This is a genomic window from Nonomuraea sp. NPDC048881, from assembly GCF_040649795.1.
In the GTDB taxonomy this organism is placed as follows: Bacteria; Actinomycetota; Actinomycetes; order Streptosporangiales; family Streptosporangiaceae; genus Nonomuraea.
The window spans coordinates 183,176-204,773 of sequence record NZ_JBEZGC010000003.1 but is presented as its reverse complement, the minus strand read 5'-3'; the positions used below and the strand labels follow the sequence as shown (position 1 = coordinate 204,773).

General features: G+C 74.6%; 18 protein-coding genes. 11 read left to right on the top strand and 7 right to left on the bottom strand.

All coding sequences use genetic code 11. The features are described from left to right. Positions 1-41: 41 nt before the first annotated feature. The 3 genes from AB0C33_RS11780 to AB0C33_RS11770 form a co-directional block, all read right to left on the bottom strand. On the bottom strand, positions 42-1,304 hold the full coding sequence (locus AB0C33_RS11780; protein WP_358286336.1) for a M20 family metallopeptidase: 1,263 nt from the start codon (positions 1,302-1,304) through the stop codon (positions 42-44). Continuing rightward, on the bottom strand, positions 1,301-2,485 hold the full coding sequence (locus AB0C33_RS11775; RefSeq protein WP_358286334.1) for an amidohydrolase family protein: 1,185 nt from the start codon (positions 2,483-2,485) through the stop codon (positions 1,301-1,303). Before AB0C33_RS11775 ends, AB0C33_RS11780 begins: the two co-directional genes overlap by 4 nt. A gap of 62 nt (positions 2,486-2,547) precedes the next feature. After that, positions 2,548-3,636, bottom strand: coding sequence for an alpha/beta hydrolase-fold protein (locus tag AB0C33_RS11770; RefSeq protein ID WP_358286332.1), 1,089 nt, complete (start codon positions 3,634-3,636; stop codon positions 2,548-2,550). A 78-nt stretch (positions 3,637-3,714) separates the two neighbouring features. Here AB0C33_RS11770 and AB0C33_RS11765 point away from each other — a divergent pair, with 78 nt between their 5' ends. Continuing rightward, entirely contained in the window at positions 3,715-5,439 is a 1,725-nt protein-coding gene (locus tag AB0C33_RS11765) for a phosphatidylglycerol lysyltransferase domain-containing protein (protein WP_358286330.1), read from the top strand. Positions 5,440-5,449: 10 nt separating this feature from the next. On the opposite strand, the gene AB0C33_RS11760 is transcribed toward AB0C33_RS11765, so the two are convergent. Beyond that, a complete protein-coding gene (locus AB0C33_RS11760; RefSeq protein WP_358286328.1) occupies positions 5,450-6,058 on the bottom strand; it encodes a hypothetical protein in 609 nt (202 codons plus the stop codon). A gap of 286 nt (positions 6,059-6,344) precedes the next feature. Here AB0C33_RS11760 and AB0C33_RS11755 point away from each other — a divergent pair, with 286 nt between their 5' ends. From AB0C33_RS11755 to AB0C33_RS11735, 5 genes are all read left to right on the top strand, one after another. After that, positions 6,345-6,944 carry a hypothetical protein gene (locus AB0C33_RS11755; RefSeq protein ID WP_358286326.1) on the top strand — a complete coding sequence of 200 codons (600 nt, stop codon included), beginning with the start codon at positions 6,345-6,347 and terminating at the stop codon, positions 6,942-6,944. A gap of 135 nt (positions 6,945-7,079) precedes the next feature. Continuing rightward, the gene (locus AB0C33_RS11750) at positions 7,080-8,186 is read left to right on the top strand and encodes an ABC transporter substrate-binding protein (protein ID WP_358286324.1); all 1,107 of its coding nucleotides are present in this window, start codon (positions 7,080-7,082) and stop codon (positions 8,184-8,186) included. Beyond that, the gene (locus AB0C33_RS11745) at positions 8,179-9,291 is read left to right on the top strand and encodes an iron ABC transporter permease (protein ID WP_358286322.1); all 1,113 of its coding nucleotides are present in this window, start codon (positions 8,179-8,181) and stop codon (positions 9,289-9,291) included. The genes AB0C33_RS11750 and AB0C33_RS11745 overlap by 8 nt, the downstream gene beginning before the upstream one ends. Continuing rightward, entirely contained in the window at positions 9,281-10,066 is a 786-nt protein-coding gene (locus AB0C33_RS11740) for an ABC transporter ATP-binding protein (RefSeq protein ID WP_357976647.1), read from the top strand. Before AB0C33_RS11745 ends, AB0C33_RS11740 begins: the two co-directional genes overlap by 11 nt. Positions 10,067-10,196: 130 nt before the next feature. Next, entirely contained in the window at positions 10,197-11,882 is a 1,686-nt protein-coding gene (locus tag AB0C33_RS11735; RefSeq protein WP_358286320.1) for an aromatic amino acid ammonia-lyase, read from the top strand. Positions 11,883-11,899: 17 nt separating this feature from the next. On the opposite strand, the gene AB0C33_RS11730 is transcribed toward AB0C33_RS11735, so the two are convergent. Then, on the bottom strand, positions 11,900-13,102 hold the full coding sequence (locus AB0C33_RS11730; RefSeq protein ID WP_358286318.1) for a helix-turn-helix domain-containing protein: 1,203 nt from the start codon (positions 13,100-13,102) through the stop codon (positions 11,900-11,902). Between the two features lie 188 nt (positions 13,103-13,290). On the opposite strand from AB0C33_RS11730, the gene AB0C33_RS11725 reads away from it, so the two are divergent. Genes AB0C33_RS11725 through AB0C33_RS11705 form a run of 5 tightly spaced genes read left to right on the top strand, consistent with a single transcriptional unit; the run spans position 13,291 to position 18,111 of the window. Continuing rightward, positions 13,291-14,067 carry an ABC transporter ATP-binding protein gene (locus AB0C33_RS11725; RefSeq protein WP_358286316.1) on the top strand — a complete coding sequence of 259 codons (777 nt, stop codon included), beginning with the start codon at positions 13,291-13,293 and terminating at the stop codon, positions 14,065-14,067. Between the two features lie 23 nt (positions 14,068-14,090). Continuing rightward, positions 14,091-14,861, top strand: coding sequence for an ABC transporter ATP-binding protein (locus tag AB0C33_RS11720; protein WP_358286315.1), 771 nt, complete (start codon positions 14,091-14,093; stop codon positions 14,859-14,861). After that, positions 14,858-15,748, top strand: coding sequence for a branched-chain amino acid ABC transporter permease (locus AB0C33_RS11715; RefSeq protein WP_358286314.1), 891 nt, complete (start codon positions 14,858-14,860; stop codon positions 15,746-15,748). The genes AB0C33_RS11720 and AB0C33_RS11715 overlap by 4 nt, the downstream gene beginning before the upstream one ends. Beyond that, on the top strand, positions 15,741-16,844 hold the full coding sequence (locus AB0C33_RS11710; protein ID WP_358286312.1) for a branched-chain amino acid ABC transporter permease: 1,104 nt from the start codon (positions 15,741-15,743) through the stop codon (positions 16,842-16,844). Before AB0C33_RS11715 ends, AB0C33_RS11710 begins: the two co-directional genes overlap by 8 nt. Beyond that, entirely contained in the window at positions 16,834-18,111 is a 1,278-nt protein-coding gene (locus tag AB0C33_RS11705; protein ID WP_358286310.1) for an ABC transporter substrate-binding protein, read from the top strand. The genes AB0C33_RS11710 and AB0C33_RS11705 overlap by 11 nt, the downstream gene beginning before the upstream one ends. A 50-nt stretch (positions 18,112-18,161) precedes the next feature. Here AB0C33_RS11705 and AB0C33_RS11700 read toward each other — a convergent pair whose 3' ends face one another. Together AB0C33_RS11700 and AB0C33_RS11695 are read right to left on the bottom strand one after the other, a co-directional pair. Beyond that, positions 18,162-19,256 (bottom strand): glycosyltransferase family 4 protein, encoded by a 1,095-nt coding sequence (locus tag AB0C33_RS11700; protein ID WP_358286308.1) that lies wholly within the window; start codon positions 19,254-19,256, stop codon positions 18,162-18,164. 30 nt (positions 19,257-19,286) lie between these two features. Beyond that, a complete protein-coding gene (locus AB0C33_RS11695; RefSeq protein ID WP_358286306.1) occupies positions 19,287-21,464 on the bottom strand; it encodes a glycogen debranching N-terminal domain-containing protein in 2,178 nt (725 codons plus the stop codon). Between the last annotated feature and the right edge of the window lie 134 nt (positions 21,465-21,598).

The window sequence follows — 21,598 nt, the reverse complement described above, 5'->3', positions numbered from 1 at the left end:
TGCCGTGGTTGTTGGAGGAATGGCGCCGGCAGGGCCCGGTCTCAGGCGTTCCTGGAGAACAGGAGCCCGTTCGCGCCGGCCGGGCCGGGCAGCGCGGAGGCGGCCGCGAGGTAGCCGGCCAGCAGGCTCTCGGCCACCGCGCCCACGGCCGCGTCGCCGGGCAGGAACTCGGGGGTGTGCAGGCCGGCGGCGGTGTCCACGCCGACGAACATCATGAGCGACGGCGCCACCGAGGCGTAGTGGGAGAAGTCGTCGGCCCCGCACGAGCGCAGCCCGCCGTCCACGGTCCAGCCGTGGCCGCGCAGCAGCCCGCCGGCGCGCACGGCCAGCCCGGTGTCGTTGACCAGCACCGGCTCGCCCGGCAGGATCGTCACCTCGGCCACGCAGCCGCACGCCCTGGCGACGTCCTCGACCACCTGGGTGAAACGTTCGTGCAGCTCCTGGCGCCAGTTCTCGGACATGGCCCGGAGGGTCCCCCTGGCCACGGCCTCGCCCGGGACGGCGTTGGGCGCGGTGCCGGCGTTGACCGTGCCGAAGGTGACCACGGTGGGCGTCATCGGGTCGGCGACCCGGCTGACGACCTGCTGGGCGGTGACGATGACCTGCGCCATGGCCACCACCGGGTCCCTGGTGAGGTGGGGGTAGGCGGCGTGGCCCTCCGCTCCCCTGACGACCACCCTGAACTCGTCGGAGGAGGCGTTGACCGCCCCCGGCACGGAGGCGACCGTGCCCTCCGCCAGCAGGGGCTGCACGTGCGCGCCGATCATGGCGCCGACCTTGTGGCGGTGCAGCGCGCCCGACCCCACGACGTCGGAGGCGCCGGAGGGGAAGCCCTCCTCGCGCGGTTGCAGCACGACCAGCAGGGGCGGGTCGGCGCCGAGCCGGTCGAGGGTCCTGGCCAGGGCGACCACGGCCGCCATGTGCACGTCGTGGCCGCAGGCGTGCATCGCGCCCTCGGGGGCGGCCCACTCGACGCCGGTGCGCTCGGTCAGCGGCAGGGCGTCGAGCTCGCCGCGTACGCCGACCGCCGGGCCGGGACCGCCGATGCGCAGGACCGCGCCCGTGCCTGCGACGTGCTCGACCTCCCCGGCGGGCAGCGCGCCGAGCAGCCGGTCCCGCGTCGGGCCCTCCTGGCCGGACAGGCAGGGCTCCGCGTGCAGCTCGCGGCGCAGCGCCTGCGCCGCGGGCAGCTCCCGCAGCAGGCCCTCCCGCAGCGCCGCGTAGGCGGCGCTCTCCACGCCGCCGGTCCCGATGACGGCTCCGTCGACGGGCCTGTTGATCGTACGGCCCCCGAAGTCGTTCACCCCGTGCTCTCCTCCCGTGTTCCCAGTCCGTAGACGCGTCGCGCGTTGTCCGCCCCGACCATCGCCGCCACCCGCATCGCCTGCCCGGCCGACCACTCGCCGTCCAGCACGAGCCGGCCGAGCACCCGCGCCATCGCCCGCCGCCACAACACCGCGCCGAGGTGGTGCAGCTCGGCCGGTCCCCATCCGTCGGACGAGAACATGATCTTGGCGAACGGCGCCAGCTCCAGGCTCTCGGCCACCAGCGCCACGCTGCGGGCCCCGGTGTAGGTCACGCCGAGCCCCACGTCGAAGTAGACGTTGGGATAGGCCTGCGCGAGGAACCCCGCGTGCCGCTGGAAGGGGTAGCAGTGCAGCAGCACCAGCGGCACCCCGGTCGGCTCCGCGCGCTCGACGAGGCCGCGCAGCAGCAGCGGATCGGCCCGGCGCAGGTCGAGGTCGGGATCGCCGAGGCCGGTATGGAACTGGATCGGCAACCCTCGCTCGATCCCGGCCCAGATCACGTGCCGCAGCAGCACCGGCTCCGTCAGCTTACCGCCGCCGGACCCGAGCCAGCGCCCGGCCGCCTCGGTGACCTCGGCCCGGCTCGGCGGCTCGGGGTCGAGGTCGAGGCCGTGGCGGTAGGCGGCGACGCTCTTGAGCCCGCGCGCGCCGCCGGTGCGCTCCCACAGCTCCCGCGCGAACGCGTCGGCGAAGGAGGACGCGTCGCAGCCGCCGGCCGCGACCTGCTCGGCCACCGTCTCCAGCCGCACCACCTCGTCGGCGGGCGCGCCGGTGAGCTCGGCCATGCCGGACGGGCCCACGAGCTCGTCGCCCCGGTAGCCGGTCTCGACCAGGTAGTGGGCCACGTTCGTGGCGCCCAGCAGCAGCCGGTTCACCTCGCCGGCGCCCAGCCGGGCCCTCCTGGCCAGGTACTCCTCCGGCGTGCAGTGCGGCTCCAGGCCGAGGACGGGCGCGCAGTGGCGCAGGATGGCGTACCCCGTCTGGGAGTCGAACTGCGTCATCCACTCCGGCACCGGCCGGTCGGACTCGGTGATCAGCTCCTCGAACGCGGTGCGCGACAGGTCGCGCGGCACCACGCCGTGGACGTGGTGGTCGACCAGCGGCAGCTCCTCGATGGCCCGGACGAACCCGGCCGGAGCGAGGTCGAGGTCTGCGGCGGTGGCGTACAGGTCGGTCACGGAGAGATCTACTCCCCCGTGGGCGCGCGGACGAACCACCCCGCCCCGATCCGGCGCCTCGATCAGGGGGCCGCGGCGGGCACCGCGAGCTGCTGGACCAGCCACGGCAGCGCCTGCGGCAGCTCCCGGTTCCAGGTGTTGAAGTTGTGGCCGCCGCTGGGCAGGATCAGCGACGAGGCCCGCATGGGCGCTTTGACGGCGTTCAGGAAGCGCTCGGTCGGCAGGTAGTCGGCCTCGCCCTTCCTGCTGCTCGTGACGAGCACGGCCACGGGCGGCGCGGGCAGCCGGGCCAGGCGCCACATCAGGTCGTTGCGGTCGGCGAGCGCCTTGTCGCCGTGGAACAGGTCGCCGGTGGTGCCATCCACGATCGTCTTGTAGTAGCCCGACAGGGAGACGGCGGCGGAGAACGCGTCAGGGCGGCTCATCGCCAGCTTCAGCGCGCAGTAGCCGCCGGTCGAGCCGCCGAGCACGCCCCAGGAGTCGCGGCCGGCCGCCGCCCGGTAGTGCGCGGTCACGGCCTGCCGGACGTCGGTGGCGAAGTACGTCAGCGCCTGCGGGCCGCCCGGCACGTCCACGCACTCGGTGTCGCGCGGCAACACCACGCTCGGCCGCATCATGACCAGGACGGCCGGCTCGACCTGGTGCAGGGCGATGGCGTGGGCCAGCCGTCCGGGCAGGTCGAGGCGGGTCATGAGGTTGCGCGGGTCGCCGGGGTAGCCGGTCAGGGCGAGGATCGCGGGGAACCTGCGCCGCGGGTCCTTGAAGTAGGCCGAGGGCAGGAACACGTACGCCTCCTCGCTCAGGCGCGTGGTCGCGCCCGGCAGGACGACCTCCTCGATCCGCCCGCCCGGCACCGCCCGGCTGTCCAGCACCCGCAGCCCGGCCGCGGCCCCGGCGACGGTGATCTGGGCGGCGCCGGTGTCGGCGCCGAGCAGGTCGGCCCAGGAGGAGTAGAAGCCGAAGTAGTAGTTGACCAGCAGCGCGAGCGCCGCCACGGTGAGCGCCTGGCAGCCCGCCAGCAGGCCGGCCCGGCCCAGCACCGGCGGCAGGCCCCGCCCGGCCAGCCGCGGCCACACCCAGACGGTGGCCGCGAGCCCGGCCACCGCGAGCACCGCGGTGGTCACCAGCAGCGCGATCGAGGTCAGTCCCATGAACAGCAGGAATATCCCGGCCGGCGTAAGCGCGTGGTTAACGGCGAGATTAACCGGCAGGAGCTTCAATCGGTATTTGTGAAGCGTCCTTGGATCCCCGCGCTGGCGGGTTACGCGTCGCTGGTCATCGGCCTGCTGGACATCGCCAAGGCCGTGGCGCCGCGGCTGGAGCACACGCGGATGGGCCAGTGGTCGGATCTGCTGCCCGGGACGGTGACGACCGTGGCGCGGGCGACGTCGCTGGTGGTCGGCATCATGCTGGTGATGATCGCGCACGCGCTGCGCCGGGGGAAGGTGCGGGCCTGGCGGGCGGTGGTGGTGCTGCTGCCGGTGAGCGCCGTCATGGGCGTGCTGCACCTGCGGCCGGTGACCGCCGCGATCAGCGTCGTGCTGCTGGCCGTGCTGGTGGCCGGCCGGCGGGAGTTCACGGCGCTGCCCGACCCGCGCTCGCGCTGGCGGGCGTTGTGGAACCTGCTCGTGCTCGGCGCGATCGACATGGGGCTCGGCTATCTGATCGTGAGCGTCCGGCCGGGCGCGCTGGTGGGCCGTCCGGGCGTGGCCGAGCGGCTGGAGCACGTGGCGCTGGGGCTGGCGGGCATCGAGGGGCCGGTCACGTTCACCGTGGAACGCGTCTCCGACCTGGTCTACTTCTCCCTCGTCGCGCTGGGCGCGCTGACCGCCGTGACGACGCTCTACCTGGCGCTGCGTCCGGAACGGCCGGCCGCCGAGCTGACCGCCGACGACGAACGCCGTCTGCGCGCCCTGCTGGACGTCCACGGCGAGCGCGACTCGCTCGGCTACTTCGCGCTGCGCCGGGACAAGAGCGTGATCTTCTCGCCGTCGGGCAAGGCGGCCGTGGCCTACCGGGTCGTCTCCGGCGTGATGCTGGCCAGCGGCGACCCGATCGGCGACCGCGAGGCGTGGCCGGCCGCGATCGCCGCTTTCATGGCCGAGGCGCGGCGGCACGCCTGGGTGCCCGCCGTCATCGGCTGCGGCGAGACGGGCGGCGAGGTCTGGACGAAGGTGGCGGGGCTGTCCGCGCTGGAGATCGGCGACGAGGCGATCGTCGAGGTCGACGGCTTCACGCTGGAGGGCCGTGCGATGCGCAACGTGCGGCAGATGGTCAACCGCACCCGCCGCGCCGGGTACGTCTGCCGGGTGCGCCGCGCCCGTGACGTGCCCGATGAGGAGAAGGAGCGCATCCGCCGGGCCGCCGGGCTGTGGCGCGGCACCCAGACCGAGCGCGGCTACTCGATGGCGCTCGGCCGGTTCGGCGACCCCGCCGACGCCGAGTGCCTGGTGGCCACCGCCTGCCGGGACGGCGACCTCAAGGCCGTGCTGCACTTCGTGCCGTGGGGCGCCCGGGGCGTCTCGCTGGACCTGATGCGCCGCGACCGCGACGCCGACCCGGGCCTGAACGAGCTGCTGATCGCCGAGACGCTGCAGGCCGCGCCATCGCTGGGGATCACGCAGGTGTCGCTCAACTTCGCGATGTTCCGCTCGACGCTGGCCCGCGGCGACCGGCTCGGCGCGGGGCCGGTGCTGCGGGCCTGGCGGTCGGTGCTGGTCTTCCTGTCGCACTGGTTCCAGATCGAGTCGCTGTACCGGTTCAACGCCAAGTTCCGGCCGATCTGGGAGCCGCGCTTCGTCGTCTACCCGAACGCCCGCGACCTGCCGAGGATCGGCGTCGCGGCGCTCCAGGCCGAGGCGTTCATCCCGTCGGGCCTGCCGCTGCGCGCCCGCCTGCGCCTCCCCCGGCCCTTCACCCACGACCGCGCCGCCGCCGCTCCCCAGACCCCGTGAACCGCGCGGTTCACGGGGAGGCGGCGGTGCCGGTGGCGGGCCACATGGTGTTGAGGCGGTCAGCGGTGGCCTGGTAGGCGCGCTCGGCCTCCGGCGTCAGGACGACGTCGGCGCCCGGCCCGGCGGCGGCCAGCCGTTCGCGCAGGACGATGGAGTCGGCGGTGTCGGCCAGGTCGAGCAGCCCGGTGAACCGGGCGGCGGACGACACCAGCTCGGTGGCGGGCAGGCCGGTGCACACGGCGTCGAGGGCCTGGCGGACCACGCCCCTGCCGACCGCGCCGAGGCCGAGCGCCACCGCGGCGGCCGACAGGGTGGCCACGTCGAGCGGGTCGACGTCGACCAGGCGTAGTGGCACGTGCTCGACCTGGCCGCCTGGGGCGTACAGGCGACCGGCGAGGCGGGCGGCGGCGGCGCGCCTGCCCTGCGTGGGGCCGATCGCGCGCCAGAGCCGGCGCAGCGCGGTCAGCGCGATCCCGCCGGCCAGCGGGCCGGGCAGCGGCGAGCCCACGGACTCGGCGGCGCGCAGCACCAGCAGCAGCCTCTCCAGCTCGCCCACCGCGCGGGCCAGGTCTTCGCCCAGGTCGGGGACGAGGACCGCGCGCGGGCCGAGGCCGGTCATGTGCGGCTCCTCACGGAGCCCTCGTCGTCGAGCGGTCGTCAGGCGGCGGAGCAGTCAACCGGAGGGTCACAACCGGAGCGTACGCCGCCCCGGCCACGCCGCACACCCCACCGATGAGCACCCCGCCCCCAGCCCGCGCCCACCCCACCGATGAGCACCCCGTCCCCAGGCCGCGCGCCCACCCGACTCCCCCCTCCCCCAGCCCGACGCCCACCCCGCGCACCCGTGCGGAGCGGGCGAGCCGGGCGTGTGGGAGGATCTGGCCTCGATGGGTCCATGGTCGTTGGTGCGGTGGCTGCGTGCGGCGAGCTTCGCCGGCACGTGTGCCGCGCTGGCCGCGCTCGCCCACCTGGCGGGCGGCGGCTGCTTCGACCCCGGGGCGCTGCTGGCGGGGTTCCTGCTGGTCCTCGCGCCGGCCCTGGCGCTGACCGGGCGTGAGCGCACGCTGCCCGCCATCGTGCCCGCCACGGGCGCCTCGCAGGTCGTCCTGCACCTGCTGCTCTCCCTGAGCTGCGACCATCCCGCACCCGTCGCCGCCCCCGCGAGCGTGCTCCACGCGCACGACACGGGCGCCCCGGGGTTCGGGATGCTGCTCGTGCACGCGGCGAGCGTGCTGCTGACGTCGGTCTGGCTGCGCTGGGTGGAGTCGGGGCTGTGCGCCCTGGTCCGCGAGCTGGCCGGGTGGGTGCTGCGCCCGCTGCTGGTGCTGTTCCTCGTCGTGGCCGGGTGGGCCGCGCCGGCGCGCACACCGGTGGGCGGGCGCGACGACGTCACGGCGCGCGTGCGGCTGTTCCTGCGGCACGTGCTGGTGCTGCGGGGGCCGCCCGCGGGTGGACCGGAGCCGCGATGGCCGGTCCGTCCGACGGTCGTGGGCCTGCCCGCCTAGGCGCGCCCGCGGTCCTTCGCGCGCCCGTCCGCCGCGGTTCCTCCGACGACAATCCCGGCTCACCGCCGTGCCCGCCCCCGCCGTGGGGCCGGTCCGGCGTGCGCGCCTCCGGACTCGACTCAGAGGACATCACCCATGAGACCTTCCCGTACCCGCCGGGCCTCGGCGGTCGCGCTCGTGCTGCTGGCCGCCGCCTGCGGCACGCCCGCGGCGACCGGCACCGAGGCGGCCACAGAGGCGGCCACAGAGGCCGCCACAGAGGCGGCCACCGCGGCCGCCTCCGCCGGCCGGACCGTCTACCCCCTCGCCTTCGACAACTGCGGCACGCGGGTCACCTTCCGCCGCCCGCCGCAGCGCGTCCTGATCCTGAACGGCACCAGCGTCGGCGAGGTGGAGAGCTTCCTGCTGCTCGGGCTGGAGCGCAGCATCCTGGCCAACGCCCAGAGCTACGGCGTGTCCGACGACCCCTCCATGACGGCCCGCATCAAGGCGCTGCCGACCGGCGGGCTGACCATGAACAAGAACTTCGACGTGCCCGCCGAGCAGGTGCTCAAGCTCAAGCCGGACCTGGTGGTCTCCACCTGGTCCGGCGGGTTCGACCCCGCCCGCGGCTTCGCCACCCGCGAGCAGCTCGCCGCGGCCGGCATCACCTCGCTGGTCAACCCGGTCAACTGCGCGATGGGCAAGCCGGAGGCCACCGAGCAGGAGAAGCGCGCCTACCGCAACCAGTCGATCAACTCCTCCCTGGAGTTCCTCAGCCTGCTCGGGCGGGTGTTCGACGTGCAGCGCGAGGCGTTCGACCTGATCGGGCGGCTGCGGGCGCGGGTGGAGTCGGTACGGGCCCGCGTCGCGGCGCTGCCGCCCAGGAAGGTGCTGATCGCCTATCCCGGCATGGCCATGATGAACGCCAACGGCCTGCCCGCCGTGATGACCGGCGGCATCTACGACGACGTCATCAGGGCGGCCGGCGGGGTCAACGCCTTCGCCGGCCAGACCGCCGACATGACGCGCACCCTCAACCGCGAGCAGCTCGCCACCGCCGAGGTGGACGTGCTGGTCGTCGGGCTGTTCACGCCCGAGGAGAAGGGCGAGGAGGCGGCGGCGAAGCTGTTCGCCGCCTACCCCCACTGGGCCGCGGCCAGGTCCAGGAGCTACACGGTCGTCTCCGACGGCGTCTATCTCGGGCCGCTGAACGCCTGGGCCGTGGAGAAGATCTCCAAGGTGGTGCATCCCGGTGGCTGACACGCTGACCGCGCCGCCGCGCCGCGCCGTCCCCGTCCCGCCGCGGCGGCCGCACGCGGTGTCCGGGCGGGCGACCGGGTTGCTGCTGGTCGGGCTCGGGGCCGCGCTGGTGGTGGCCCTGGTGATCGGCATCTCCGCCGGGTCGGTGAACCTGCCGCCGGACCAGGTGTGGGGGGTGGTGTGGGCGTACCTGACCGGGCGGGGCGAGCAGGCCGATCCGCTGCTCGCGCAGGTCGTGTGGGAGATCCGCACGCCCCGGGCGCTGCTGGCCGCGCTGGCCGGGGCCGCGTTGTCGGTGGCGGGGGTCGCGTTGCAGGCGCTGGTCCGCAACCCGCTCGCCGACCCGTACGTGCTGGGTGTGTCGTCGGCGGCGTCGCTGGGGGCCGTGCTGGTGCCCGCGCTCGGGGGCGGCGCGCTGGCCGGGCTGACCGGCGCGCTCGGCGTCACGGGGGCCGCCTTCGCCGCCGCGCTGCTGTCGGCGCTGGTGGTGTACGTCCTGTCCCAGCGTTCCGGCAGGCTGCTGGACTCGTGGCTGGTGCTGACCGGCGTGGCCGTCGGTTACCTGTGCTCGGCGGCCACCACGTTCGTGCAGCTCCAGCTCAACCCGACCGAGCTGCAGGGCATGATGTTCTGGCTGATGGGCAGCGTCGCCGGGGCGTCGTGGGCGGATCTGGGCGTGCCCGCGCTGCTCGTCGTGTGCTGCGTGGCCTGGCTGTCCTCGCAGGCGCGGGCGCTCAACGCGCTGCTGGCCGGCGAGGAGTCCGCGGTCGCGATCGGCGTGCCGGTCGCGGCGCTGCGGATCGGGCTGCTGGCGGCCGGGTCGCTGCTGACGGCGACGGTGGTCAGCGTGGTCGGCGGCATCGGGTTCATCGGGCTGATGGTCCCGCACATGGTCCGGTTCGTGGTCGGGGCCGACCACCGCCGGGTGCTGCCGGTCTCGCTGCTGGCCGGCGCGGTGTTCCTGGTGCTGGTCGACCTGGCGGCGCGGATCGCCGACCGGCCGAACGAGCTGCCGGTGGGCATCTTCACCACGGGGCTCGGCGTGCCGTTCTTCCTGTGGCTGCTGCGCAGGCGGCGGGCGGGAGGCGGCGGCGATGCGGCTTGACCTCGCGGGCGTCAGCGCGAGCATCGACGCGCGGCCCATCGTCACCGACGTCACGCTGAGCGCCGGGCCCGGCGAGTTCGTGGCACTGGTCGGGCCGAACGGCAGCGGCAAGTCCACGCTGCTGCGCACGGTCTACCGGTCGCTGCGCCCGTCGGGCGGCGTCGTCCGGCTGGACGGCGACGACCTGTGGCGGATGCGGCCCCGGCACGCCGCGCGGCGGCGGGCGGTCCTGCCGCAGCACAACCCGGCCGGAGAGGGGTTCTCCGTGGCCGAGGTCGTCGCGGCCGGGCGGCACAGCCACAAGCGGGCGCTGGACCGGGAGAGCGCGGGCGACCGGGCGGTGGTCGCCACGGCCCTGGAACGGGTCGGCATGGACTGGGCGGCCGACCGGCTGATGACCACGCTGTCCGGCGGCGAGCGGCAGCGCGTGCTGCTGGCCCGCGCGCTGGCCCAGGAGGCGCCGCTGCTGATCCTGGACGAGCCGGGCAACCACCTGGACGTCGGGTCCCAGCTGCTGCTGCTGGACCTGATCCGCTCGCTCGGCCTGACGCTGCTGGCCGCCCTGCACGACCTGGACCAGGCCGCCGCCTACGCCGACCGGATCGTCGTGCTGCGCGAGGGCCGGGTCGCCGGGCAGGGGCCGCCCCTGGAGGTGCTGACCCCGGCCTTCATCGAGGAGGTCTTCGGCGTCCTGGCGCATGTGGGGCCGCATCCGATCACCGGGCGGCCGCACGTCGCGGTGGCGTCCAGGGCGGGAGGTAAGCGCCTGCCCTAGGGCCGGTCAGCACTCGTCCCCCGGTGCGGAGCCGTGCCCGGCGCCGTCCGTCCGGCCGGTTATAAACGGAGCGGAGTGGATCTTCGTGGTGAAGGGGCCGGGGACCGTGTCGATCAGCAAAGCAGGACGAATGGCCGCCGGTGTCGGCCTGCTCGCGGCGGTGTGCGTGCCGGAGCGGGCCGTCGCCGTCCCGGCCCCTCCCCCGGTGGCGCCCCCGGTCGCGGCGCCGGTGCCCGCGCGGGCGCCGGTGCTGGACCTGGTGCTGGACGGCGGCCGGTTCGCGCTGCGGGACGCCTTCGCGATCCTGGCCGGCCGTCCCGTGCTCGCACGGGTGTCGGACGCCGCGCGAGCCCGCATGGCGCAGTCGCGGGCGGGAGCGCTGGCGGCCCTGAGCAGCCAGCGGGTGTACGGCTGGAACCAGGCGCTCGGCCCGCTGAAGGACCGCCCGCTCTCGCCGGAGGAGGCCGAGCAGTTCCAGCGCAACGTGCTGCGCTCGCACGCGGCGGGCGTCGGCCCGGCCTTCCCCGACGACGTGGTCAGGCTGGCCCTGGTCCTCAAGGCCAACCAGATGGCCAGGGGGAAGATGGGCGTCCGGCCCGAGGTGCCGCAGCGGCTGCTGTCCCTGGTGAACGCCGGGGTCGTGCCGGTGATGCCGCAGATCGGCTCGCTCGGCACCGGCGACCTGCAGCCGCAGGCGGCGGCCGGGCTGGCCGCGCTGGGCGAGGACGCGCCGGTGCACTACCAGGGCGAGACCGGGCCGGCCTCGCGGATGTTGCCGCGGGCCGGGCTGCCCGCGAGCTTCACCTTCGAGGCCGGGGAGGCGCTGCCGATCGTCAGCGGCAGCACGGTGCTGGCCGCCACGCTGATGCACGCCGTGCACCGGGCCACGGTGCTCGCCGACCAGGCGGAGGGGGCCTTCGCCCTGTTCATGGAGGCCACCAGGGCCGAGCGCGGCTCGCTGGACGCGCGCACGCACCGCGAGCGGCACATCCCGGAGGAGGACGCGGTCGCGGCGCGGCTGCGGACCATGGTCGCCGGTTCGGGCTGGATGACCGAGGAGGGCCGCAGGCGGCTCGACCCGGCGAACTACGAGCCGCGGGTGCAGGACGCAGTCTCGGTGCGCGCGGCCCCGCACATCATGGCCGGGCTGCGGCAGGTGCTCGCCGCCACCCGCCGGACGCTGGCGCGCGAGGCCAACTCCTCGGCCTCCAACCCGCTGGTCTTCCGGCGCGAGCGCGGCCCCGGCTACGAGTTCGTGATGGGCGGCAACTGGGACGGCTCGATCATGGGCCATCTCGCCGACAGCCTGAACGCCGAGATCACCGACCTCGGCGTCCTGTCGCAGGAGTTGTCCGGACGCCTGCTGTCACCCCGCTGGAGCTATGGCCTGCCGGCGAACCTGGCCGGCGGGAGCGTCGGCCTCAACTCCGGGATGGTGCAGGCGCAGTCGGTGACCGCGGCGGTGGTCCCGGAGATGCAGGTCAGGGCCCATCCGGCGGGCACGTTGTCGCGTCCGGTCAAGGACGGCCAGGAGGACCACAACACGATGGCCATGGCCTCGGCCCGCGACCTGCACGCCAACCTCGACCGCCTGGAGATCGTGCTGGCGGTGCAGTACCTGATGGCGGCGCAGGGCATCGACCTGATCGCGGCGAAGATGGCCGGCCTGCCGCTCGGGACGGCGACCCGCGCCCTGCACGACGAGCTCAGGCGATACGTCGCGCCGCTGGGCGACGACCGTTACCTGACCCCCGACCTGGAACGGACGATCTCGCTGGTGCACGCGGGCGGCCTGACGCCGTCCGTCGCCCCCTGAGACGGCCCGTCCGGGGCTCACCTGGCGGGCGGGGGCAGCAGGCGGACCGCGTCCAGGGCCAGCGCGAGGTCCACGATGTCCCGCGGGCGGGTGAGCGAGCGGCCGGTGAGCTGCTCGATCCGGCGGACCCGGTTGATGATCGTGTTGCGGTGGCAGAACAGCCGGCCGGCGGCCCTGGCGGCCGAGCCGTCGCAGGCCAGCCAGGTCTCCAGGGTGGTCAGCAGCGTGTCGCGGTCGGCCGGGTCGAGGGCGAGCAGCCGGCCGAGCGCGCCTTCGACGAGGTGGCCGGTGACGCCGGGCCGGCTGATCATCAGCACGGCCGGCACGCGCTCGTCCAGGCGGGCGATCTCGGGGCCGCCGTCGGCGCAGGTGCGCATGGCGAGGGAGGCCAGCTCGTGCGCGGTGCCCAGCTCGTCCAGGCCGGTGACGACGGGGCTGACGCCGGCCACGCCGCTGACGATGAGGCTCAGCTCCTGGCACAGGTCGTCCAGGGTGGCCCGGCCGAGCGCGACGACGGCGACCTCGTGGCCGGTGCGCATGCGCCACAGCAGCCGCAGCGCGCCCAGAGTCGCGGGCAGCCGGACGTCGTCGTGGTGGCGTCCGCCGGGGAAGCGCACGGTGACGACGGCGTAGCGGGCGCGTTCGGGCAGGCCGAGCGAGTCGGCGGCGGCGCGCACCACCCCCGCGTCGGCGGTGCCGTCGAGCAGGGCGTCCAGCAGCGCGTTGACGCGTTCCTTGCTGCGGCCGAGGATCTCCTGCTCGCGCCGGCCGTAGACGTCGCAGGCCACCAGCGACTGCCGGTCGATCGCGTGCCAGACGTGGCTGGCGGCGCGGACCAGGACGTCGAGGCGGTCGGGGCGCTCGCGTTCCATGTGGTCCACGATCGCCGACCAGGTCACCTGGCCGGCCAGCCGGTACATGCGCAGCAGCGACTCCAGCGGAAGGCCCTGCTCGGCCCTGCGCTGGGCCATCGACCGGGTGAAGACCAGGTCGCGCCGCTCGGACGGCTCCTGCAGGATCGCGGTCAGGCCCAGGCGCACGCCTTCGAGGGTGCTCTTCCAGTGCTCGTCGTAGGGGACGCAGGCGCTGTAGACGTCGTCGCCGCCGCGCGTCCTGGCGACCAGCTCGCCGGTCAGTTCGGGCAGGCGTTCGAGCAGTGCCCTGGCTGCGGTGCGTAACGTCTGGCGGACGTCCTCGTCCACGACCGTAGGGGGACGCATTCCCCGAGGCTGCCACCGGCCGCCGTTCCAGAACAAGGCTCTGTAGCGTTTTGTGACCTCGCGTTGTGCGGCTGCACAACGGGCCCCCGGCCGCGGTGGGCAGCGAGCCCGACTTCGCCGCCGCATCTGGACGGCGGCCCCGCCCGCCGGTTTGGGTGGGCCGCCATGGGGTCCTGTGAGGAAGACGAATGGCCGAGCTGAGCGTGGACGGTCTCGTGGTGGACTACGGTCCCGTCCGGGCGCTGGACGGCGTGTCACTGAGCGTGCCGTCCGGGGCGGTGGTGGCCGTGCTGGGCGCGAACGGCGCCGGGAAGACGACGTTGCTGCGGGCGGTCTCGGGAACGCTCCGGTTCCACCGGGGCCGGATCGCGGCGGGCGGCGTCAGCGTGGCCGGGGCGCGGATGGACGGGCAGCCGGCCGCGGCCGTGGTGCGGCGCGGCGTCACGCACGTGCCCGAGGGCCGCCGCGTGTTCGCCCGCATGACGGTGGAGGAGAACCTGCGGGCCGGCGGCCTGGGCACGCCGCGCGCGGCCGCCGTCCGGGCCGGGCGGCGGGTGCGCGAGCTGTTCCCGGTCCTGGCCGAGCGCGCGCACCAGCGCGCCGGGCTGCTGTCGGGCGGCGAGCAGCAGATGCTGGCCATCGGCCGGGCGCTGATGGCCGAGCCGTCGGTGCTGCTGCTGGACGAGCCGACGCTCGGCCTGGCCCCGCGGGCGGCCGCCACGATCGCCGCCACGATCAGGGCGATCAACGCCGCCGGCACCTCGATCCTGCTCGTCGAGCAGAACGTCGCCACGGCCCTGTCGCTGGCCTCCCACGCGTACGTGCTGGAGGTCGGCGCGGTCGCGCTGGCCGGGCCCGCGGCCGAGCTGGCCGCCGGTGACGAGGTGCGCCGCCGCTACCTCGGCGTGGACGACGGGACCCCGGCCCCGCAGGCGAGGGCCGGATTGCCGAGGTGGTCCGCGTGACCCCGACATACCAACCGGATGGTATGCCCGCCCTGGAGGTGCGCGACGTGACCGTCCGCTTCGCCGGACTGACGGCGCTGGACGGCGTCGGCTTCACGGTCGCGCCCGGCACCGTGCACGCGCTCATCGGCCCCAACGGCGCGGGCAAGTCCACCTGCTTCAACGTGCTGTCCGGCGTCTGCCGGGCCGCCTCGGGCAGCGTCCGGTTCGGCGCGAGCGAGCTGACCGCGCTGCGCCCGCACCGGATCGCCGCGCTCGGCGTCGCCCGCACGTTCCAGAACATCGCGCTCTCCCCGCACCAGCCGGTGCGGGACAACCTGCTGCTGGGCCGCCACCGGCTCACCCGGGCCGGGTTCGTCTCCGCGGGGCTCGGCCTGCCGGGCGCGCGCCGCGAGCAGCGCGCGCACGCCGCCAGGATCGCCGAGATCGCGGCCTTCGCCGGGCTCGCCGCGGTGCTGGACACGCCGGTCGGGCTGCTCCCGTACGGCGTGCAGAAGCGGGTCGAGCTGGCCAGGGCCCTGGCCATGGAGCCACGCCTGCTCCTGCTGGACGAGCCGGTCGCCGGGATGAACGGCGGCGAGCGGCTGGAGATGGCCGGGCTGATCAGGTCGGTACGGGAGAGCCTGGGCGTCTCCGTCCTGCTGGTCGAGCACGACATGGGCATGGTCATGCGGCTGGCCGACCGGGTGACCGTCCTGGACTTCGGCCGCCGCATCGCCGACGGGCCGCCCGCCGAGGTGCAGAACGACCCGGCGGTCATCGGCGCGTATCTGGGCGTGGAGGAGACGGAGTGATCACTTTTGTGGAGCTGCTCGTCAACGGGGTCTCGCTGGGGGCCGTCTACGCGCTGATCGCGCTGGGCTTCGTCGTCATCTTCAAGGCGACCGAGGTGGTGAACTTCGCGCACGCCTCGCTGCTGCTGGCCGGCGGGTACGTGGTGGCGCGGCTGCATCCGCACCTCGGCTTCTGGCCCGCCCTGCTGGCCGGGGTCGCGGCGGCGGCGGTCATCGGGGCGCTGGTGGAGTTCCTGGTCATCCGCCGCTCGAAGGCCGGTTCGCACAGCGTGCTGGCCATCGTCACCATCGGCGTGGACATCGTGCTGACCACCGAGCTCACCCGGCGGATCGGCACGGAGGTGCTGGCCATGGGCGACCCGTGGGGCTCGCGGGTGCTGCGCCTCGGGCCGGTCACGGTCGCCGAGACCCGGGTCGTCGCGCTGGTCGTGGCCGGGGTGCTGATCGCGGCGTTCCTGCTGGCGTTCAAGTACACCGGGTGGGGGGTGGCGATGCGGGCCACCGCCGAGGACCCCGAGACGGCCGCGCTCATGGGCGTGCGGCTCGGCCGGGTCTCGGTCAGCGCGTGGGCCGTGGCCGGGGCGCTGGCCGCGGTGGCCGCGCTGTTCCTGTGCGTCTTCCCCACGCCCGGCCTGGACCGCGGCTCCTCGCTGGCCGCGCTGAAGGCCTTCCCCGCCGCGATACTCGGCGGCCTGGACTCCACCACGGGCGCGCTGGCCGGCGGCCTGATCGTCGGCGTCACCGAGGCCCTGACCACCGGCTACCAGAACGACCTGGCCTTCCTCGGCCGCGGGATCGGCGACGTGGCGCCGTTCCTCGTCATGGTCGTGGTGCTGCTGCTGCGGCCCGCCGGGCTGTTCGGGACGCGGGAGCGGGCCCGTGTCTAGAACCGTCGGGTCACTGGTGGCCCTGGCCGTCTTCGTCGCCGTGCCGTTCTACCTGGAGGGGTTCTGGCTGCAGGCGGGCCTCTTCGCGATGGCGGCCGCGATCGGCGCGATCGGCGTCAACCTGCTGACCGGGGCGACCGGGCAGTTGTCCATGGGCCACGCCTTCTTCCTGGCCGTCGGCGCCTACGCCTACGTCTACCTGGCCGCCGAGCCCACCGCGTCGCTGGGCGGCCTGGGCCTGCCGACGCCGGTGGCCGCCATGCTCGCGGTGGCGCTGGCCGGGGTCGCGGGCGGGCTGTTCAGCCCGATCGCGGGCCGGCTCAAGGGCGCCTACCTGGGCATCGCCACGCTGGCGCTGATCTTCGGCGGGCAGCATCTGCTGTTCAACGCCGGGCCGGTCACCGGCGGGTTCAACGGGCGTGCCGTGCCGGCGATGGAGGTCTTCGGGTTCGCCTTCGCCGACGGGCCGGAGCTGGTCGTCATGAACGTGCCGTTCGGCGCGCTGGAGCGGCTGTGGTTCCTGGGCGGCCTGGCGCTGCTGGGAGCGGCGCTGTTCGCCCGCGGCGTGCTGCGCGGGCGGCCCGGCAGGGCGCTGAACACGATCCGCGACCACGAGATCGCGGCCGGGGTGATGGGCGTGCCCGTCACCCGCTACCGGGCCGGCGTCTTCGTGTTGTCGTCCATGTACGGCGGCCTGGCCGGCGTGCTGCTGGCCCTGGTCTTCCAGCGGACCGTGCCCGACTACTTCGGCATGCTGCTCTCCCTCGACTACCTCGCGATGATCGTCATCGGCGGCCTGGGCTCGGTGGGCGGCGCGGTGCTCGGCGCCGTCTTCGTCTCCCTGCTGCCGCAGCTGCTGACCCGTTACGGCGACGCCATCCCCCTGGTGTCGCCGTCCGGCTCCGGCGGCGGCCTGTCCCCCGCCGAGGCCGCCCGCATCATGTACGGCGCCGCCGTCGTCGCCGTCGTCCTCTTCCTCCCGGGCGGCCTGCTCGGCCTGCCGCGCGTCCTGCGCCGCCGGTCACCGGGGCGCCGCCCGTCCGCTTCACCGTCACCGGATCCGTCCCCGAAGACCAGGAGCTCACATGTCCCGTAACCGCACGGCCGTCCTGGCCGCGCTGCTGGCGCTGGGGCTGGCGGCCACCGCCTGCGCCAGCGGCAAGGCCACCGGCGGCGGCCAGGCGACCGCCACCGCCGCCGGCGGCGACGGCGTCAGGACCGGCCCCGGCGTCACCGCCGACACGATCACGCTCAGCCTGCTCACCGATCTGACCGGCCCCTACGCGTCGCTGGGCAAGAGCCTCACCCAGGCGCAGCAGCTCTACTTCGAGCAGGTCAACCAGAGCGGCGGCGTCTGCGGCAGGAAGATCGAGACCATCGTCCGCGACCACGGTTACGACGCGCAGAAGGCGATGGCCGCCTACGCCGAGGTCGCGCCGAAGACGGCCGCGATCCCGCAGTTCATCGGCTCGCCGATGGTCACCGCGCTCAAGGACCGGATCACCGCGGACAAGATCCTCACCCTGCCCATGGCGTGGGCCACCGGCCTGCTCGGCAGCGAGGCCATCCAGGTCACCGGCACCACCTACGACGTGGACATGATCAACGCCGTCGACTTCCTGGTGAAGGAGAAGGGCGTCAAGGCCGGCGACCGGATCGGCCACCTGTACTTCGAGGGCGACTACGGCGAGAGCGCCCTCGCCGGGTCCAAGTACGCCGCCGGCGAGCTGGGGCTCACGCTGGTCGAGCAGAAGATCAAGGCGACCGACCAGGACATGACCGCGCAGGTGGCGGCGTTCAAGAAGGCGGGCGTGCGGGCCGTGCTGGTCTCGGTCGGCCCGCGCCAGGCGGCCTCGCTGGTCGGCGTGGCCCTGGCCGCCGGGATGGACGTGCCGTTCGTCGGCAGCAACTCGGCCTACAGCCCGCAGCTCCTGGCCACCCCGGCCGCGCCGGCGCTGCTGAAGGACTTCTTCTACGTGACCGCGGGCGCCCCGATCAGCGCGCCGCTGCCCGCCTACGCCAAGCTCATCGCCGACTATCAGGCCAAGTACGCCGGCCAGCCCCTGGACAGCGGCGTGGCGGCCGGCTGGACCGCGGCGATCATCGTCGGCGACGCGCTGCGCAAGGCGTGCCAGGCCAAGGACCTCAGCCGGGCGGGCATCGTCGCGGCCCACCGGTCGCAGAAGTCGTGGGAGGCCGGGCTGGGCGGCACGCCGATGGACTTCAGCGTCTTCGACCGGCCCGCCTCGCGCGCCTCCTACGTGGTCAAGCCCGACAAGCAGGCGGTGGGCGGCGCCGTCATCCTCAAGGAGGCGGCGGTGTCGGAGCTGGCCGGGAAGTACACCGTGCCGGCGGCCGGCTGACCGGCGGCCGCGCCACCGGCGCCCACCACCGGCGCGCACCACCGGCGGGGTCACCGCCCGGCGGGCTCGCCGGTGAGCCCCGCCGGGCGGGGGGCGGCCAGCATGCGGCGGTAGACCGCCTCGTAGGCCGCGGCCATCGCGCTCACGCCGAAGTGCCGCTCGACGTGGGCGCGGCAGGCCCGCGGGTCGAGCCGCCCGGCCGCCTCGATCGCCGCGGGCAGCTCGGCCGGCTCCCGCAGGACGAACCCCGTCACGCCGTCCACCACGATCTCCGGCACCGCGCCCCGGCCGATGGCGACGACGGGCGTGCCGCAGGCCATGGCCTCGATCACCACCATGCCGAACGGCTCCTCCCACTGGATGGGGAAGACCATGCAGCGGGCGGCGGCCAGCAGCTCGCGCTTGCGCCCGGCGTCGGCCTCGCCGAGATAGGTGACGCCGGGGCCGAGCCGCGGCCGTACGTGCTCGTCGAAGTAGACGTGCTCGCACGGCTCGGTGAGCTTGCCGGCCAGCACGATGCGGCGGCCCGCGGCGCGGGCGGCGTCGATGGCCAGGTGCGGGCCCTTGCTGTGGCTGAAGCGGCCCAGCCACAGCACCCAGTCCTCCTTGTGCTCCCGGAAGGGGAAGGAGGCGGTGTCGAGCGCGTTGTGCACGGTGGCGATCCAGTTGAGGTCGGGAGCGTCGGCGCGCTGGGCGTCGGAGACGGCGATCAGGTTGACGTGCTCGCCGAGCGCCCGGTACACCTCGCCCAGCTCGCCGCCGGCATCGCCGTGGCAGGTGACCACGGTCGGGGTCGCCCGGCCGAGGGCGGTGAGCGGCCCGGCCAGCGAATGGTCGTGCACGATGTCGGCGGGCAGCCCTTCCAGCGCCCGCCAGGCCTGGGCGGCGTGCAACACCTCGGGCAGCCCCTCGCCGATCCGCTCCGAGGGCGCCTCGGGGTAGGTGACCAGGAACTTGGCCGGGAGACCGGTGCTGCCCGCGCCGATCAGCGTCACCTCGTGGCCGCGGGCGGACAGGCCCGTGATCAGGTCGGCGAGCATCTGCTCGATCCCGCCGTAGGCCCGCGGCGGGACCTCCTCCCAAGGCGGAGCGACCATCACGATGCGCAGCGCGCCTTCCCAGTCGTCCTCGGAATCCGTCGTCATCCCAGCACCTCCCCCGTGTCGGTCCGGTCGTCACAACGCCGGCAGGCCGTGCGCCCTGCGGGCGGGGCCGGAGCGGCAGGCGCCGCTGATCGGGCAGCGCGGTTCGGTGACCAGCTCGACGCCGTCGGGCAGGCCGGACACCAGCGGCGTGCCGTCCTCGCCCCTGACGCGGATGCCGACCCTGGAGTCGCCCACCGGCATGCCCTTGATCGTCACCTCCCCGAACCCCTCGGGCAGCGCCGGGACCAGCCACATCTTCCCGTACGGCACCCACGGGTCCAGCCGCAGCAGCGTGCGCAGGAGCTGGATGGGCGCGGCGGCGGCCCACGCCTGCGGCGAGCACGACGTCGGGTACGGCACCGGCCGCCCGTACTCCTCCTTGCCGAACCCGCAGAACAGCTCCGGCAGCCGCCCCCCGAAGGCGTGCGCGGCCTCCAGCAGCCCGACGGCGATGCGCTGGGCCTCCTCGACGTGGCCGTAGCGCATCAGCCCGGCGGCGATGATCGCGCTGTCGTGCGGCCACACCGAGCCGTTGTGGTAGCTCATCGGGTTGTAGGCCCCCATGGACGAGGCCAGCGTGCGCACCCCGAACCCGGTGAACATCTCCGGCGAGAGCAGGTGGCGGGCCACCTGCCGGGCCTTGTCCTCGTCGGCGATGCCGGCCCACAGGCAGTGGCCCATGTTGGAGCCGAGGCCGTCGATGGGCCGGCCGCGCCCGTCCAGGCCCATGGCGTAGTAGCCGGGGCCGGGCAGCCAGAACCGTTCGTTGAACGCCTCCCTGATCTCGCGCGCCCGCTGCACGTAGCGCCGCTCGGCGGCCTCGTCGCCCTGCTGGCAGGCGAAGTGGGCGCGGGCGAGGTAGGCGGCGTAGACGTAGCCCTGCACCTCGGCCAGGGCGATCGGCGGGCGGGCGATGGTGCCGTCGGCGAAGTTGACGCCGTCGAAGGAGTCCTTCCAGCCCTGGTTGACCAGGCCGCGGTCGGTCTTGCGCTGGTACCAGACGAAGCCGTCGCGGCTGGCGTACTCCTCGATCCAGGCCAGGGCGGCGTCGGCGTGCGGCAGCAGCTCCTCGACCGCCTCGCGGTGCACGCCCCAGCGGCGCAGCTCGCCGAGCAGCATGACGAACAGCGGGGTGGCGTCCACCGAGCCGTAGTAGGCCCGCCCGCCGTACGGCGAGGAGCCGTCCTGGACGCCGAAGCGCAGCTCGTGCATGATCTTGCCGGGCTCCTCCTCCGACAGCGCGTCGACCTTGGCGCCCTGGAGCCGGGCCAGCCGGCGCAAGGTGCCGAGGGCGAGCGTCTGGTCCAGCGGCAGCGCCATCCAGGAGGTCAGCAGCGAGTCGCGGCCGAACAGCGTCATGAACCAGGGCGCGCCGGCGGCGATCGCGGGCGGCTCGTCGGGATGGTCGCGGTCGAACAGGCGCAGGCTGCCCAGGTCCTCGCGGGAGCGGGCCAGGGCCTCGACGAGAGCGGCGTTCGTGCTCTCCAGGACGGGGGTGCTGGCGGTCCACTCGGCCAGGCGGCGGGCCGGCTCGGCGTGGTGGGGGGGATGGGCGACCGGGAACCGGGCCGAGGACTCCTCGCCCTCGTGGACCGGCGTCACCAGCACGGTGACGCGCCATTCGCCGCGGGCGGGCACCACGACGTCGAAGGTGAGCAGGCCCGGCGCGGTGACGACCGGCGTGCCGGGCGGTTCGACGGCGATCCTGGCGCCGCGGGCGCGGCTGGGCGAGTAGACCTCGATGCCGCGTTCGCCGGGGTTCATCTCGACGTCCTCGGCGGGCCAGCTGCGTTCGGACTTCACCTCGAACAGGTCGGCCAGGTCGGCGCCGGCCTGCACGCACACGACGCAGCCCGCGGCCTCCTCGGACATGTTGCGCAGCGTGAGGTCCTCGCGCAGCCCGCCGCCGATGTACCGGTCGCGCACCACGAGCAGCGTGCTCTCCGCCCATCCGGGACGCGGCCGGGCCTTGCCGAGGAAGGTGGCGTGGTAGGGCTCGCCCATGATGACCTGCAGCGGCTCGACGGGATGGTCGTCCACGCGCAGCATCCAGCGGGACAGCAGACGGGTGTCGGCGTGGTAGACGCCCTGCGCGCCGCCGGGGACGATGTCGCCGCCGTGCTGGCACACGCAGAACGAGCCGCCCTCCACGAGCGTGACCGTGTCGCCCAGCGCGCCGGGTTGTCCCTCGAAGGTCCATGCGTTCACCGACGAACCCCCAGTCCTTCCCCCGGTCCCGCGCCTTGCGGGGGCAGGTCCCCGCACGTCAGGAGTGCTATCCGGAGGAAGAAGGGGAAATCCCATGACTGCCTAGATTCTTAACCCCTCATCCCGATATTTCG

Bases quoted from the DNA above. Each gene is read 5' to 3' on its own strand.
- AB0C33_RS11700 (WP_358286308.1), bottom strand. From the start codon at position 19,256: ATGACGACGGATTCCGAGGACGACTGGGAAGGCGCGCTGCGCATCGTG.
- AB0C33_RS11760 (WP_358286328.1), bottom strand. From the start codon at position 6,058: ATGACCGGCCTCGGCCCGCGCGCGGTCCTCGTCCCCGACCTGGGCGAA.
- AB0C33_RS11730 (WP_358286318.1), bottom strand. From the start codon at position 13,102: ATGCGTCCCCCTACGGTCGTGGACGAGGACGTCCGCCAGACGTTACGC.
- AB0C33_RS11735 (WP_358286320.1), top strand. From the start codon at position 10,197: ATGGCCGCCGGTGTCGGCCTGCTCGCGGCGGTGTGCGTGCCGGAGCGG.
- AB0C33_RS11705 (WP_358286310.1), top strand. From the start codon at position 16,834: ATGTCCCGTAACCGCACGGCCGTCCTGGCCGCGCTGCTGGCGCTGGGG.
- AB0C33_RS11770 (WP_358286332.1), bottom strand. From the start codon at position 3,636: ATGGGACTGACCTCGATCGCGCTGCTGGTGACCACCGCGGTGCTCGCG.
- AB0C33_RS11740 (WP_357976647.1), top strand. From the start codon at position 9,281: ATGCGGCTTGACCTCGCGGGCGTCAGCGCGAGCATCGACGCGCGGCCC.
- AB0C33_RS11720 (WP_358286315.1), top strand. From the start codon at position 14,091: ATGCCCGCCCTGGAGGTGCGCGACGTGACCGTCCGCTTCGCCGGACTG.
- AB0C33_RS11750 (WP_358286324.1), top strand. From the start codon at position 7,080: ATGAGACCTTCCCGTACCCGCCGGGCCTCGGCGGTCGCGCTCGTGCTG.
- AB0C33_RS11725 (WP_358286316.1), top strand. From the start codon at position 13,291: ATGGCCGAGCTGAGCGTGGACGGTCTCGTGGTGGACTACGGTCCCGTC.